11 protein-coding genes are annotated in these 14,469 nt (G+C 59.7%); 3 read left to right on the forward strand and 8 right to left on the reverse strand.

Annotated elements, in window-relative coordinates:
• Positions 1-30 precede the first annotated feature (30 nt).
• A complete protein-coding gene (locus RY831_RS28280) occupies positions 31-822 on the forward strand; it encodes an IclR family transcriptional regulator (RefSeq protein WP_326509680.1) in 792 nt (263 codons plus the stop codon).
• Between the two features lie 76 nt (positions 823-898).
• Here RY831_RS28280 and RY831_RS28285 read toward each other — a convergent pair whose 3' ends face one another.
• The 4 genes from RY831_RS28285 to pbpG all read right to left on the reverse strand — a co-directional run bounded on the left by RY831_RS28285 (position 899) and on the right by pbpG (position 10,855).
• Positions 899-1,726 (reverse strand): CheR family methyltransferase, encoded by an 828-nt coding sequence (locus RY831_RS28285; RefSeq protein WP_326509681.1) that lies wholly within the window; start codon positions 1,724-1,726, stop codon positions 899-901.
• A 27-nt stretch (positions 1,727-1,753) separates the two neighbouring features.
• Complete coding sequence (locus RY831_RS28290) at positions 1,754-7,753, reverse strand: HAMP domain-containing protein (protein ID WP_326509682.1); 6,000 nt, start codon at positions 7,751-7,753, stop codon at positions 1,754-1,756.
• Positions 7,754-8,062: 309 nt separating this feature from the next.
• Positions 8,063-9,310, reverse strand: coding sequence for an ATP-binding response regulator (locus RY831_RS28295; protein ID WP_437126334.1), 1,248 nt, complete (start codon positions 9,308-9,310; stop codon positions 8,063-8,065).
• Positions 9,311-9,664: 354 nt separating this feature from the next.
• Entirely contained in the window at positions 9,665-10,855 is a 1,191-nt protein-coding gene (gene pbpG / locus RY831_RS28300) for a D-alanyl-D-alanine endopeptidase (RefSeq protein WP_326509684.1), read from the reverse strand.
• A 57-nt stretch (positions 10,856-10,912) separates the two neighbouring features.
• Between pbpG and RY831_RS28305 the strand changes: the two genes are divergently transcribed.
• Entirely contained in the window at positions 10,913-11,068 is a 156-nt protein-coding gene (locus tag RY831_RS28305; RefSeq protein ID WP_326509685.1) for a hypothetical protein, read from the forward strand.
• 4 nt (positions 11,069-11,072) lie between these two features.
• On the opposite strand, the gene RY831_RS28310 is transcribed toward RY831_RS28305, so the two are convergent.
• The 4 genes from RY831_RS28310 to RY831_RS28325 all read right to left on the reverse strand — a co-directional run bounded on the left by RY831_RS28310 (position 11,073) and on the right by RY831_RS28325 (position 13,760).
• On the reverse strand, positions 11,073-11,543 hold the full coding sequence (locus tag RY831_RS28310) for an acyl-CoA thioesterase (RefSeq protein ID WP_326509686.1): 471 nt from the start codon (positions 11,541-11,543) through the stop codon (positions 11,073-11,075).
• A gap of 116 nt (positions 11,544-11,659) precedes the next feature.
• Positions 11,660-12,574: a DMT family transporter gene (locus tag RY831_RS28315; RefSeq protein WP_326509687.1), complete on the reverse strand. Its 915-nt coding sequence runs from the start codon at positions 12,572-12,574 to the stop codon at positions 11,660-11,662.
• Positions 12,571-13,491: a histone deacetylase family protein gene (locus RY831_RS28320; RefSeq protein ID WP_326509688.1), complete on the reverse strand. Its 921-nt coding sequence runs from the start codon at positions 13,489-13,491 to the stop codon at positions 12,571-12,573. Before RY831_RS28320 ends, RY831_RS28315 begins: the two co-directional genes overlap by 4 nt.
• Complete coding sequence (locus RY831_RS28325) at positions 13,488-13,760, reverse strand: hypothetical protein (RefSeq protein WP_326509689.1); 273 nt, start codon at positions 13,758-13,760, stop codon at positions 13,488-13,490. Before RY831_RS28325 ends, RY831_RS28320 begins: the two co-directional genes overlap by 4 nt.
• Between RY831_RS28325 and phaP the strand changes: the two genes are divergently transcribed.
• On the forward strand, positions 13,759-14,334 hold the full coding sequence (gene phaP / locus RY831_RS28330) for a TIGR01841 family phasin (RefSeq protein WP_326509690.1): 576 nt from the start codon (positions 13,759-13,761) through the stop codon (positions 14,332-14,334). The two genes, RY831_RS28325 and phaP, sit on opposite strands and share 2 nt — an antisense overlap.
• The last annotated feature ends 135 nt before the right edge of the window (positions 14,335-14,469 follow it).

Raw genomic sequence — 14,469 nt, forward strand, 5'->3', positions numbered from 1 at the left:
ACGTGTTTATTGCAACGCACCAACCACATTATGAAACCCGAACAGGCAACTGAAACCAGCCAGACCTCGATCCAGGTGATCGAACGCATGATTTCACTGCTGGATGCTCTCGCGCAATACCCCGATCCTGTCAGCCTGAAGGAACTGTCGACCATGACCGGCCTGCATCCTTCCACGGCGCACCGCATTTTGAACGACCTGGTCCTCAAGCGCTTCGTCGACCGTGCGGAAGCCGGATCCTACCGACTGGGCATGCGCCTGCTGGAACTGGGCAATATCGTCAAGAGCCGGCTCAATGTGCGCGAGGCTTCGCTGGAATACATGCGCGCGCTGCATCGGCGTACTCAGCAAACGATCAATCTGTCGGTGCGACAAGGCGATGAGATCGTCTACATCGACCGCTCCTTCTCCGAACGTTCCGGCATGCAGGTGGTTCGCGCAATTGGCGGCCGGGCACCTCTGCATCTCACATCCACGGGCAAGCTGTTCCTGTCGGCCGACGATCCGAAACAGGTACGCGCCTATGCCACCCGTACCGGCCTGGCCGGACACAACAAAAATTCCATTACCGATCTGACCAAACTGGAACGCGAGCTCAGCCTGGTCCGGGCGCGCGGCTATGCGCGCGATAATGAAGAGCTGGAACTGGGTGTACGCTGCATGGCGGCAGGCATTTACGACGATTCCGGAAAACTGATTGCCGGCCTGTCGATTTCCGCGCCCGCGGATCGCTTGCAGGATGAATGGGTGGAAGACCTGGTCGGCACGGCCGGCGAGATTTCCTCCGTGCTCGGCCATGTACCACAAGGCGCAGCGGCCTGAGAGAAGCTCACTGGATGGAGGCGGCAGTCATTCCGTTTCCATTCCGTTTCCATTCCGTCTCCGGGGTGTCATTCGATCATGCCACCCTGCGGTACAGTCCGAGTTCGCTTGATATCGGCTTATAGCGCGATACGAAAGGTGCCGTATCGAGGCCGTCGCCGCGGTCGACGCTGAGCATGCCGAACACCGGCATGCTTTCATAGAACAATTGCAGTGTGCGCCGCTTCAGGTAGGCTCCGAAGTCCGGCATCGCGCGGCGGCAGATGATCATCTGGAACTCATTGAACGACGCGTCGGTCGCGAGGCTGTATTGCGCCCAGACGATGTTGCTGCGGAGGTGTTCGCTGAAGACGGCGCGTTCTCCCTGCCGGGCGCAGTACGCATCCAGGTCCGCCATGCCGCCGCTTTCCCGGTAGTTGCGCTCATAACTCTCGAAATGCTCGGAGGCGAACCCGCCCTCGCTGGCTTCCGCCAGCAGGACATCGTTTTCCGCAGTTGCAAAAATCTGCGTACGGTCGAGCAGCTTTTCCTCGGCAAGCAAAATCGCCATGCCATAGACGTCTTCCGCGCTCGCGCATTCCGCAAGCCAGATGCGCGGCGACGGAAATGAGCGCAGCCATGGCACCATGGTCCGCCGCAGGAGCTGGAAGTAGGCCGGATCGTCGAACAGCGCGCCGGGACGCAGGCTGAGCGCGCGCAGCAAGGCAGCGCCCACCTCCGGTTCGTGCAATGTCCGCTCCTGCAGTGCGGATACCGTGCGCAGCTCCCGGCTGCGCATGAAAGCGTGCAATTTCCTTCTTACCGAGTCGCGCTGGTAACCCCGGAAGTCATGGCCGAAGTACCTGAAAACGCCTTCAAGGAGAAGGTCGATTTCCAGGTCTTCAACGGTCTGCATGGTCGGCATGGACAGTTCCAAGGTCTATGGCTCGATCTACTGGTGCAGCCAGACACGCATCAGCGATAACAGCTGCGCCACATCCACCGGCTTGGTGATGTAATCCGAAGCGCCGGCCGCCAGGCACTTGTCGCGGTCGCCCTTCATCGCTTTCGCCGTCAGCGTGATGATGGGCAGCGACTTGAAGCGCGGGATCGAACGGATCGCGCGCATGGTGTCGTAGCCATCCATTTCCGGCATCATGATGTCCATCAGCACGATTTCGATGGTCGGATCCTTCTCCAGCACTTCAATGCCGTCCTTACCATTTTCGGCGAACAGGACTTTCATCTGCTGCCGCTCCAGTACCGAGCTCAGCGCGAAGATGTTGCGCAGGTCGTCATCGACGATCAGCACCTTGCGGCCGATCAGGCCGCCGTCCGCCTGATGGATGTCTGCCAGCATGCGGCGCTGGGTTTCCGGCAGGCTGGTCGGCGAACGATGCAGGAACAATGCGGTTTCATCGAGCAGGCGCTCGGGTGAACGCGCATCCTTCACGACGATGGTCTTGGCGATGCGCTTGAGATGCGTGACTTCCTTGCGGCTCAGCTCCTTCGCGGTATAGATCACCACCGGCAGGTTGCGCAGGCTGGCATCGTCGCCGATCCGGTCGAGCAGTTCCATGCCGTTGATATCCGGCAGCGACAGGTCGAGCACCATGCAGTCGAACTGGCTGGCATGCAGCGCTTCCATCGCTTCCTTGCCGGAGCTGACCGCGACGATATGCACGTCATTGGCGCCGATCAGGTCGACGATCATGTTGCGCTGCATCGGATCGTCTTCCACCACCAGCAGGCTGCGCTTGCCGCGGATGAGGAATTGCTGGATGCGGATGAATTCTTCCTGCAGGCGTTCGCGGCTGACCGGTTTGTGAAGGTAAGAAATGGCGCCCTGGCGCAGTACCCGTTCGCGTTCCTTGAGGTTGGTCATCACATGCACGGGAATGTGGCGCGTGCCCGGATCGCGCTTGAGACGGTCGAGCACCGTGAAGCCGTCGATGTCCGGCAAATCGATGTCGAGCAGGATCGCCGCCGGCAGGTAATCGCGCGCCAGCGTCAAGGCGGAATCGCCCTGGTGCGTGACGATGCCCTTGAAATTCTTTTCACGGGCGAAGTCGAGCAGGATGCCGGCAAAACGGGAATCGTCCTCCACAATGAGCACGGAAGGATCGCCGGGGGCGATCAGCGCGCGGTCGTCCGAGGTGCTCTCGTACGGCAGGGCCGGTGCATCGGTGCTGATCTGCGACGGATGCAGTTCTTGCACATCGCTGACATTCGAATTGAGATAGATGGTGTTGCTGCGCAGCATGCCCATGGACGACGTGGATTGCAGCGTTTCCTGGCTGATGAAGCCGGAGCGGTTATACGGCAGGAACAGCGTGAATGTACTGCCGACGCCGACCACGCTTTCCACGCGGATTTCACCGCCGAGCAGGCGAGCGAGTTCGCGGCTGATGGACAGTCCGAGGCCGGTTCCGCCGTAGCGGCGCGCGGTACTGCCGTCGGCCTGCTGGAAGGCTTCGAAGATCAGCTGCAGCTTGTCCGACGCAATGCCGACGCCGGTGTCGGTGACCGAGAATGCCAGCACGGCATCGGCCTGGTTGAGGTTCGGATGATCCGGCGTCCAGCCCGAGAGCACGCGGCCGATACGCAGCGATACCTGTCCATGCGAAGTGAATTTGAAGGCATTGGAAAGCAGGTTCTTGAGAATCTGCTGCAGGCGGGTGGTGTCGGTCATCATCGCCACCGGCAAGTCGTCCGCCAGATCGACCGAGAAGTTGAGCTGCTTCGCTTCCGCCATGTGGCGGAAGGTGCGCTCCACATAGCCGGACAGGGTACGGAAACGATACTCGCTGAGTTCCAGCGTAACCGTGCCTGACTCGATCTTCGACAGGTCGAGAATGTCGTTGATCAGCGTCAGCAGGTCGCTGCCGGAGCCGTAGATGGTCTTCGCGAATTCGACCTGGCGTGAGCTGAGGTTGCCTTCCGGGTTGTCGGACAGCTGCTGCGCGAGAATGAGCAAGCTGTTGAGGGGCGTGCGCAGCTCATGCGACATGTTGGCAAGGAACTCGGACTTGTACTTGGAAGACAAGGCAAGCTGGGTCGCCTTCTCCTCGAGCGCAAGCTTCGCCTGTTCCACTTCGCGGTTCTTGCGTTCCACCTCGATGTTCTGTTCCGACAACAGGCGCGCCTTTTCCGCCAGTTCGAGGTTGGTTTGCTGCAGCTCCTGCGCCAGCGACTGCGACTGGGTCAGCAGCGATTCGGTACGGCTGTTCGCCTCGATCGTGTTCAACACGACGCCGATGGATTCCATGAGCTGGTCAAGGAACCAGAGGTGGGTTTCGGTGAAGCGGTCCAGCGACGCGATCTCGATGACCGCCTTGACCTGCTGTTCGAACAGGATGGGCAGGACCACGATGTTGGTCGGCGCCGCCGCGCCCAGGCCGGACGACACCTGGATGTAATCGCGCGGCACGTTGGTCAGCCAGATGCGCTGCTTTTCGAGCGCGCACTGTCCGACCAGTCCTTCGCCGGGCAGGAAGGAAGTCGGCAGCTTGCGATTGGACCGGTAGCCGTAGCTGGCAATCATGCGCAGGCGCGCGTCCTGGTCCTGCGAGTCCATCATGTAGAACACACCGTGATGCGCAGACACCAGCGGAGCCAGTTCGGACAGGATGAGCGTGGTCACCGCGGTCAGGTCGCGCTGACCCTGCAGCAGGCGCGTGAATCGCGCCAGGTTGGTTTTCAGCCAGTCCTGCTGCGCGTTCTTCTGCGTGGTTTCCTTCAGGTTGCGGATCATCTCGTTGATGTTGTCCTTGAGATCCGCCACCTCGCCGCGCGCTTCCACCTGGATCGAGCGCGACAAGTCGCCGCGCGTCACCGCGGTCGCCACTTCCGCGATCGCGCGTACCTGCGTGGTCAGGTTGGCCGCGAGCTGGTTGACGTTTTCGGTCAAGTCTTTCCAGGTACCCGCCGCGCCCGGCACCGAGGCCTGGCCGCCGAGTTTTCCTTCCACGCCGACCTCGCGCGCCACGGTGGTTGCCTGATCGGCGAACACCGCGAGGGTATCGGTCATTTCGTTGATGGTATTGGCCAGCGCCGCGATCTCGCCCCGCGCCGCCACGGTCAGCTTCTTCTTCAGGTCGCCGTTCGCCACCGCGGTCACCACGCCGGCGATACCGCGCACCTGGGCAGTCAGGTTGGCCGCCATGAAGTTCACGTTGTCCGTCAAGTCCTTCCAGGTACCGGCCGCGCCTTCCACCTGGGCCTGTCCGCCGAGCTTGCCTTCGGTACCCACTTCGCGCGCCACGCGGGTTACTTCCGATGCGAACGAGGACAACTGGTCCACCATCACGTTGATGGTGTTCTTGAGTTCCAGGATCTCGCCCTTGACGTCCACGGTAATCTTTTTCGACAAGTCGCCGCGCGCAACCGCCGTCGTCACTTCCGCAATGTTACGCACCTGGCCCGTCAGGTTCGACGCCATGAAGTTCACGTTGTCGGTCAAGTCCTTCCAGGTGCCGGATGCGCCGGGAACGTTCGCCTGGCCGCCGAGACGGCCTTCGGTACCGACCTCCCGCGCCACCCGCGTCACTTCGGATGCGAAGGAGCGCAGCTGGTCCACCATGGTGTTGATCGTGTCCTTCAGCTGCAGGATCTCGCCGCGCACGTCCACGGTAATCTTCTTGGACAAGTCGCCGTTGGCCACCGCGGTGGTCACGTCGGCGATGTTTCGCACCTGCGATGTCAGGTTACCCGCCATCGAGTTCACCGAGTCGGTCAAGTCTTTCCAGGTACCCGCCACGCCCGGCACATTGGCCTGGCCGCCCCGCTTGCCTTCGGTACCGACCTCCCGCGCCACCCGCGTCACTTCGGATGCGAAGGAGCGCAGCTGGTCCACCATGGTGTTGATCGTGTCCTTCAGCTGCAGGATCTCGCCGCGCACGTCCACGGTAATCTTCTTGGACAAGTCGCCGTTGGCCACCGCGGTGGTCACGTCGGCGATGTTTCGCACCTGCGATGTCAGGTTACCCGCCATCGAGTTCACCGAGTCGGTCAAGTCTTTCCAGGTACCCGCCACGCCCGGCACATTGGCCTGGCCGCCCAGCTTGCCTTCGGTACCGACCTCCCGCGCCACGCGGGTTACTTCCGATGCGAACGAGGACAACTGGTCCACCATCACGTTGATGGTGTTCTTGAGTTCCAGGATCTCGCCCTTGACGTCCACCGTAATCTTTTTCGACAAGTCGCCGCGCGCAACCGCCGTCGTCACTTCCGCGATGTTACGCACCTGGCCTGTCAGATTCGACGCCATGAAGTTCACGTTGTCGGTCAAGTCCTTCCAGGTGCCGCCCACGCCCTTCACTTGCGCCTGGCCGCCCAATTTACCTTCCGTGCCCACCTCACGCGCTACCCGGGTCACTTCGGATGCGAAGGAGTTCAACTGGTCCACCATCACGTTGATGGTGTTCTTCAACTCGAAAATCTCGCCGCGCACGTCCACGGTAATCTTCTTGGACAAGTCGCCGTTTGCCACCGCGGTGGTTACGTCGGCGATGTTTCGCACCTGCGATGTCAGGTTACCCGCCATCGAGTTCACCGAGTCGGTCAAGTCTTTCCAGGTGCCTGCCACACCCGGCACGTTGGCCTGGCCGCCCAGTTTGCCTTCGGTACCGACCTCCCGCGCCACCCGCGTCACCTCGGATGCGAAGGAGTTCAACTGGTCCACCATCACGTTGATGGTGTTCTTAAGTTCCAGGATCTCGCCCTTGACGTCCACCGTAATCTTTTTCGACAAGTCGCCGTTGGCCACCGCGGTGGTCACGTCGGCGATGTTTCGCACCTGCGCGGTGAGGTTACCCGCCATCGAGTTCACCGAGTCGGTCAAATCCTTCCAGGTACCGGCGACGCCTGGCACCTTCGCCTGGCCGCCCAGCTTGCCTTCCGTACCCACTTCCCGCGCCACTCGCGTCACCTCGGATGCGAATGAGGACAACTGGTCCACCATCACGTTGATGGTGTCTTTCAGCTCCAGGATCTCGCCCTTGACGTCCACCGTAATTTTCTTCGACAAGTCGCCATTCGCCACCGCCGTCGTCACTTCCGCGATGTTACGCACCTGGCCTGTCAGGTTCGACGCCATGAAGTTCACGTTGTCGGTCAAGTCCTTCCAGGTGCCGCCGACGCCGGGCACGTAGGCCTGGCCGCCGAGCTTGCCTTCGGTACCGACCTCTCGCGCCACCCGCGTCACTTCGGATGCGAAGGAGCGCAGCTGGTCCACCATGGTGTTGATCGTGTCCTTCAGCTGCAGGATCTCGCCGCGCACGTCCACCGTAATCTTCTTGGACAAGGCGCCGTTTGCCACCGCGGTGGTTACGTCGGCGATGTTTCGCACCTGCGATGTCAGGTTACCCGCCATCGAGTTCACCGAGTCGGTCAAGTCTTTCCAGGTACCCGCCACACCCGGCACATTGGCCTGGCCGCCGAGCTTGCCTTCGGTACCGACCTCCCGCGCCACCCGCGTGACTTCCGATGCGAACGAGGAAAGCTGATCCACCATCGTATTCGCCGTGGAAGCGGCGCGCAGGAACTGTCCCTTGAGCGGGCGTCCGTCGACATCGAGCGCCATGGTCTGGGAAAGATCGCCTTTCGCCACCGCGCCGATGACGCGCGCCATCTCGGTAGTCGGATGCACCAGATCGTCGATCAGTGTATTGACGGACTTGACGATGGTCGCCCAGCCGCCGGCAACACTCGGGAGCGAAGCGCGCTGCGTCAGCCGGCCTTCGCGTCCGACCACGCGGCTGACCTCGGTGATTTCCCGCGTCAGCTGCTCATTGGTCTCCATGATGTCGTTCAGCGTGTCGGCTACCTTGCCAGCCAAGCCGGTCAAGTCCGACGGCATGCGCGTGGAGAAATCTCCCTTTTTGAGCGCGGTCAGGACGCCAAGCAATAGCTTGGCATCCAGTTCATCGGTCAGCTTGGTCCTGGTGTCCATCTACGATCTCCCACTTCTGATCAAAATCCGTTGTTGCAAGCGTGCGGCGCATGAGAACGACAACCGTTGCAGGTTCGCTCTCAATATGCCGCCGCAGGGCGCCTGTCATGAACCATATTATCCTTTCCACACCGGCAATCAACGATCATGGCGTGGCTTGGAAATGGCACTGCATTTCCAAGAAGAAAGGAACCCCGTATTTTCGGCGAAAGAGTGCCGTGAAGCAATTCAGTATCGCCCGGTTGCGACGTTAGACGAAGAAGACTTGATGAATATCAACCCCGACCGAAGGCCGGGCACAGCGCGGGATCAGGTAAGTTCGTTGATGTTGTCGGATTCTTTTTTCCGGCGAGCGGGAGTACGTTTGCGGCTGATCTTGAGGTCAAGCGCATCGCTGGCCCGCCGATCGAAGATTATCGGGGGCAGACTGCCTTCCATGCCGACGTTTGTTGTTCCGATAGCGTCATCCAGGGGAATGGAAACACTGAGCGCGGTGCCGATGTCCTGCCCGGTATGGATATCGAATTCACCGCCCAGCGTGCTGACGCGCTCCTTGATGCCGACCAGACCGAAGGAGTTGGCCTTGCGCCTGCATCCCGGGAAGATGCCGACGCCATTGTCGGCAATCTTCATGAGCAGGCGCGACTCGGTCAGAACCAGCTCGATGTTCGCCTTGGTGGCGCGCGCATGACGGAACACATTGTTCAGCGACTCCTGGACAATGCGGAAAAGCGCCGTGGCACGCCCGTCATCCATGACCAGTTCGGTAGGCGGCATGGTCAGCTCGCAGGCTATGCCAGTGCGACGCTGGAATTCCTTGACCTGCCATTCGATGGCGGCATTGAGACCGAGGTCGAGAACCGTCGGCCGCAGGTTGTTGATGATGGCTCGCATGGCTTTCATCGTGCTGTCGATGTGATCGAGCACGCCATGCACCTTCTTGTTCAGCTTGGGATGAGTAGCGCCGGTGCGCGCATGCAGCATGGCGATGTCGATGCGCAGGGCAAGCAGGTTCTGTCCGAGCTCGTCGTGAATTTCGCGGGCAATGCGCTTGCGCTCGTCTTCCTTGATGCGCTCCTGGTAACTAGCCAGCTGCCGCAGCTCTTCCTGCGACTGCCGGAGCGCTTCCTCTGCCTGGCGCCGCTCGTTGATATGCTGCAAGTCCTGTTTGCGCTGCTCCTGCAGGTCTTCGTTAAGCTTTTCCAGCTCCATTTTCTGGTGCTGCAACTGAAGATTTTTCTTGGCAAGCTCGACAAAAACGGCGACCTTCGACTGCAGGATCTGGGGAATGATCGGCGTGAAGAGATAATCGACCGCGCCGCGCTGGTATCCTTTCAGGCGGTTCATTTCGTCGGCGTAATGCGCGGTGACGAAGATGATCGGCACGGCTGCCGAACGCGGGTGGGAATGAATCGCTTCCGCAGCTTCAAATCCATCCATGCTGGGCATGCTGACATCCAGGAGGATAACGGCGAAATCGTGGGTCAATACCTTGCGCAATGCTTCCTCGCCCGAGCGCGCCGTGATGACTTCGTAATTCTCACGGTCCGTCAGCAAACTGGCCAAAGCCAGCAAGCTTGCGGGATCATCATTGACTAATAAGACCTTTGGAGTAAACACCGGTATCTGAACACATCTGAAAACGAAGGCAACCCTCGCCGTGTCTGCGTCAACTGGGATCTCCAGCGCCGCGCGGCAATGTGGCTGTCATTCGCTTAGGTTGAACGAAACTGCCGAACTTCTCGCTTTTTCACCTAGGGCCACCACCGCATGCGATTTCTGCAATGCATTGATTTCATTAAAGAAATATGCTGGTCCCAAGAAACCCCAATGTAACATAGATCAATAAAAACGGCTGCCTGGGTAGAGCAGCCGTAATTGCTATAAATCAATTATTGTTCGCGGGAAGCATCATCCCTGCCTTGCCGCGGCCTGCACCAGGTTCTGAGGCTTGCTGGTTTCCAGCCATTTTCGCACCCGCCCGGCGTCGGCCAGGCGCGAATCCTTGCCCTTGGAATCGAGGAATATCATGACGACCGGGCGGCCGTCGATGCGCGTCTGCATCAGCAGGCAGCGCCCGGCCTCGGAGATGTACCCGGTCTTCTGCAGACCGATTTCCCAATTCGAGTTCATCACGAGGCGGTTGGAATTCATGTACTGCAGCTGATGGCCGGTACCGGTGTCGACCGCATACCGCTCGTTGGTGGAATATTGACGGATCACCGGGTGCTGGTAGGCAGCGACGACCAGCTTTGCCAGGTCGCGGGCGCTTGCTACGTTGTGGCTGGACAGGCCGGTGGAATCGACATAGCGGGTATCGTTCATGCCGAGCGCCCTTGCCTTCGCATTCATGGCGCCAACAAACGCCGGCAGGCCGCCGGGATAATTGCGGCCGAGCGCGGAGGCGGCACGGTTTTCCGAACTCATCAATGCGATGTGCAGCATGTTGGCGCGGCTCATGTGGGATCCCACGCGCAGGCGCGAACTGCTGTTCTTCTCACGGTCGATATCGTCGCTCGTGACTTCGAGGATTTCATCCATGTTCTGACGCGCTTCGACTACGATCAGCGCCATCATCAGCTTGGTGAGCGATGCAATGGGCAGCGGCACGGAGGCATTCTTTTCGAACAGGACCTGCGAAGTCATCTGATCAATAACGAATGCCGCGTTGGATTTAAGCGACAGGGGATCCTGCGTCAGGTGCAGGCCCGCCATGTCGCCGGCCGTCATTACTGGAGGCAGGGCTGCCGGCGCAGGCGATGGACTGAATGCCACGCGCTGGTAACCAGAATTCGGCCTGACCTTGGCATTCCTTGCCGACTTTACACTGCTTACACCCTTTGCAGACTTTGCAGACTTTCCAGCTTTTCCAGAACTTGCGGCCAGAGCATTGGCGGGCCGTGCGGACGTCCTCTTCACAAGCTTCTTCTCGGAACGGCGTTCGACGGCTTTCTTGGCCTTGACGACGGGTTTTGAGACAGCTTTCTTGGCCACCTGCTTCTTGCTGGATTTTACGGCAGTCGGCCCCTGCGCATGGACGGCGGGAGTTGTGACGGTAAAAGCAAGCAATGAAATGAAAATACCAAGCGCGGACTTAACCATCCTGCACTCCTCCCTGATTCTGCAAGTCGTAATTATATCTTGCAGGGTAGCAAAATAGTGAAAATCAGCAAGGAAATTAAGGCCTTAGCGCAGCGTATTAAACGACTTTCTCATCAGGATTTGATCGTTCGCAATCTTGATAACGGGAAATATCCCCGCAGGTATGATTATTTTGTCAACAGCAGCAGCAGCGGGATTGTCTTCAAGGCATGAAAAATCATTCCGCCGTAGTGGTAACTGTCCGCAGCAAGTTGCGCAGATCGTCGGGCAAGGCGGTTGGCTTGCGGCTTGTGCGGTCCACGTAAACATGCACGAAGTGCCCCTGTGCGGACGCCTGCTCTTCGTCGCCCCGGAAAATGCCGACTTCGTAGCGCACGCTGGAATTTCCCAGCTTGCTTACCCGCAGCCCGGCCGTGACCTGCTCAGGAAAGGCGACCGAAGCAAAGTAATTGCACTGCGTTTCAATAACCAGTCCGATAACCTGGCTGTGTTCAAGGTCCAGCACACCTCGGGTAATCAGGAACTGGTTCACGACCGTATCGAACCAGCTGTAATAGACCACGTTGTTCACGTGTCCGTAGGCGTCGTTGTCCATCCAGCGCGTGGTGATCGGCAGGAAATGCCGGAAATCCTTTCTGGACAAGGGACTTGGTTTTTCAGGCTTGCTGTTCTGCTGCATGGACTGCATCGGCGGCGTCTCCATCGTTTTTTGAATCGAAGCGGAGTGTAAACCAATCGTCCTCCTGCGTCCCGGCTTGCGTGACCAAGCCGGTCTCATGCCTTTTCACACCTTCTCGTGCGTTTTTACGCCTTCTGTTTCACCACGAGGGCGACCCCGATCACCGCGAGCAGCATGCCCAGCATGCCGATCATGCTGAAGGCTTCCCCGAACATAAGCCAGGCCATCACGGCGGTCGTCGGCGGCGTCAGGTACAGCAGGCTTGTTACCTGGGTCGCCGCGCTTTTCCTTATCAATGCGAACAACAGGAAGATCGCGCCGATCGACAGCGCCAGAATGGACCACAGCAGCGCGCCGATGAATTGCGGCGTCCACTGCACCGACGAGAAGCCCGGATCTAGGCGCTCGAACAGGATGGCGAAGGGCAGCACTACCACGATGGAAGCGGAAAACTGGATGATGGTGCCGGTGCGCAGGTCGAAATTGGCGCAATAGCGCTTCTGGTAGAGCGTGCCCACCGTAATCGACAGCAACGCGAAGATGCACAGGCTGATGCTTTGCCACGACAGTCCGGTCAGCGAAATTTTGTTGGCCACGACCAGGCCTACGCCGGCAATGCCGAAGCAGAGGCCGAGCCACTGCTGCCGGCGCACCGTTTCGCCGATCAGCGGCGCGGCAAACGCCGTCAGGATGGGCTGCATGCCGACGATGAGCGCCGACAGTCCCGCTGGCATGCCGGCCTTGATCGCACACCATACGCCCGCAAGATACCCGGCCTGCACCAGTATGCCGGCAAGCGCAATATGCCGCATGCGTCCGACGGGCCAGGGCGCGCGCATCAGCAGCACCAGCGGCAACAAGACGATCAGCACGCCGACAAAGCGCAGCAGCAGGAAGCTCAGCGGCTGCGCATAAGGCAGGCCGAACTTGGCAACGATGAAGCCGGTACTCCAGATCAGCACGAAAACGAAGGGCATGGCGGAGAGCATGGGGCTGTTGCTGCCCGATGCTGCGGGGGCGGACGGAGTGATGGCTTTCATTGTGCAGTCTGTTGATGGCCGGTGAATTCCGCGTAGGCGGAGGCAATGGCGATAGTCTGGAGATGTACCGCCACCGTGTCTTGTATATTCTTGCCGTAGCCGCCTGCCATCGCGATGGCAACCGGCAGCCGACGCTCCCGCGCGCTGTCGAGCACCATGCGGTCGCGCGCAGCGAGCCCGGCCATGGTGAGCTTCATCTTGCCGAGCCGGTCGCCTTCATGCGGATCCGCGCCGGCAAGATAGATCAGCAGGTCGGGCGCGAAACGGGAAAACAGCGTGTCGATGCCCTCGCCCAGGCTGGCAAGATATTCCTCGTCGCCGACGCCGTCCGGCAGCGCTATGTCGAGGTCGCTCACCTCCTTGGCAAACGGATAATTGTTCCTGCCATGGATGGAAAAGGTGAATACCGAGTCGTCTCTGGCGAGTATCGATGCGGTGCCGTTGCCCTGGTGGACGTCGAGATCGATGATCGCAACACGCCGCGCGCGCCGTTCGGCCTGCATCAGCCTGGCCGCAATCGCGGCGTCGTTGAAAATGCAAAAGCCTTCCCCATGGTCGGAATAGGCGTGGTGGGTACCACCGGCCAGGTTGACGGCAACGCCGGAATCGAAGGCTGCTCGGCAGGCGGAAATAGTGGCGCCGGCAGATCGACGCGAGCGCTCCACCATCTGCGGCGTCCAGGGAAATCCGATCGCCCTCTGCTCCTTGTCCGACAACAGGCCTTGCGACACCCGCTCTATATAGCTTGGGTGATGCGCCAGCGCCAGCACGCCGTCGGTCGTATAAGGCGCTTCTTCGAAACCGACATGCGGCAGCACGGCCGCCACGCCCTCGCGCAGCAAGCGGTATTTCTGCATGGGGAAACGATGTCCGGGCGGAAGGGGAAGGACGAAATGATCGCTATAGAAGGCTTTCACCGGGGCTTTGCATCAGCAGTCAGGAAGAATCCGGGGAGTTTAGCATTCGTGTCATTTCCATATGCGCCGCCGGCCTGACTGCACCGGTCGGCAATTCTCCAATGCAATTGATTTTTCAGGGATTTTCCGGATTTTGTGCTTTGCAACAAAAATTGTTGACTCGCCAAAAAAAATCCATAAAATGCGAATTGTTGCGACGCACAAAACATGATTTGATCCGAGTGCGTCTTTTCTTTCAAACGAAGCACTTCTTTCCAGGAGACCAACATGTTTGCGATTCCCGAGCAATTTTCTGCAGCCTCCAAAGCCAGCGTCGAAGCCCAGCTCGCCGTATTTTCCAACCTGACCAGCAAAAGCTTCGAAAGCCTGGAAAAGGTTGTCGATCTCAATCTCACCACTTTCAAATCCTCGGTCGAAGAGTCCAGCGCCGCAGTCAAGCAGCTGCTGACGGTGAAGGATCCCCAGGAGTGGCTGGCGCTTGCAAAAGCGCAGACTCAGCCGAATACCGAAAAAGCATTGGCCTACGGCCGTCAGCTGGCCAGCATCGCGTCCGGCGTCCAGGCGGAATTCAGCAAGGCTGCCGAAGCGCAGATCGCAGAAAACAGCCGCAAGCTGCTGGATCTGATCGATGAAGTGACAAAGAACGCCCCGGCGGGTTCGGAAAACGCCGTCGCCCTGTTCAAGTCCGCCATCGGCAACGCCAGCGCCGGATATGAGCAGTTCAACAAGACCGCCAAGCAGGCTGCCGACACGATCGAGACCAACCTGAACCAGGCCGTCACCCAGTTCACGCAGCCTGCCGCCGCCGCAGCCAAAGCCACGACGCGCGCTGCCAAGAAATAAGGCAACTCCAGACCGCACGGCAGCCCAAGCTCCTGCAATGAAAAAGCCCCGCATTGCGGTAATGCCGTTCAGTTAAGGTTTTTCTTGAGGACACGAACGGTGTAACGATGTGGCAAGGCCTTCACGGCCCGGTCG

Source organism: Noviherbaspirillum album, assembly GCF_035916955.1.
GTDB lineage: Bacteria > Pseudomonadota > Gammaproteobacteria > Burkholderiales > Burkholderiaceae_D > Noviherbaspirillum > Noviherbaspirillum album.

Bases quoted from the DNA above. Each gene is read 5' to 3' on its own strand.
- RY831_RS28280 (WP_326509680.1), top strand. From the start codon at position 31: ATGAAACCCGAACAGGCAACTGAAACCAGCCAGACCTCGATCCAGGTG.
- RY831_RS28285 (WP_326509681.1), bottom strand. From the start codon at position 1,726: ATGCCGACCATGCAGACCGTTGAAGACCTGGAAATCGACCTTCTCCTT.
- RY831_RS28290 (WP_326509682.1), bottom strand. From the start codon at position 7,753: ATGGACACCAGGACCAAGCTGACCGATGAACTGGATGCCAAGCTATTG.
- pbpG (WP_326509684.1), bottom strand. From the start codon at position 10,855: ATGGTTAAGTCCGCGCTTGGTATTTTCATTTCATTGCTTGCTTTTACC.
- RY831_RS28310 (WP_326509686.1), bottom strand. From the start codon at position 11,543: ATGCAGTCCATGCAGCAGAACAGCAAGCCTGAAAAACCAAGTCCCTTG.
- RY831_RS28315 (WP_326509687.1), bottom strand. From the start codon at position 12,574: ATGAAAGCCATCACTCCGTCCGCCCCCGCAGCATCGGGCAGCAACAGC.
- phaP (WP_326509690.1), top strand. From the start codon at position 13,759: ATGTTTGCGATTCCCGAGCAATTTTCTGCAGCCTCCAAAGCCAGCGTC.
- RY831_RS28325 (WP_326509689.1), bottom strand. From the start codon at position 13,760: ATGTTGGTCTCCTGGAAAGAAGTGCTTCGTTTGAAAGAAAAGACGCAC.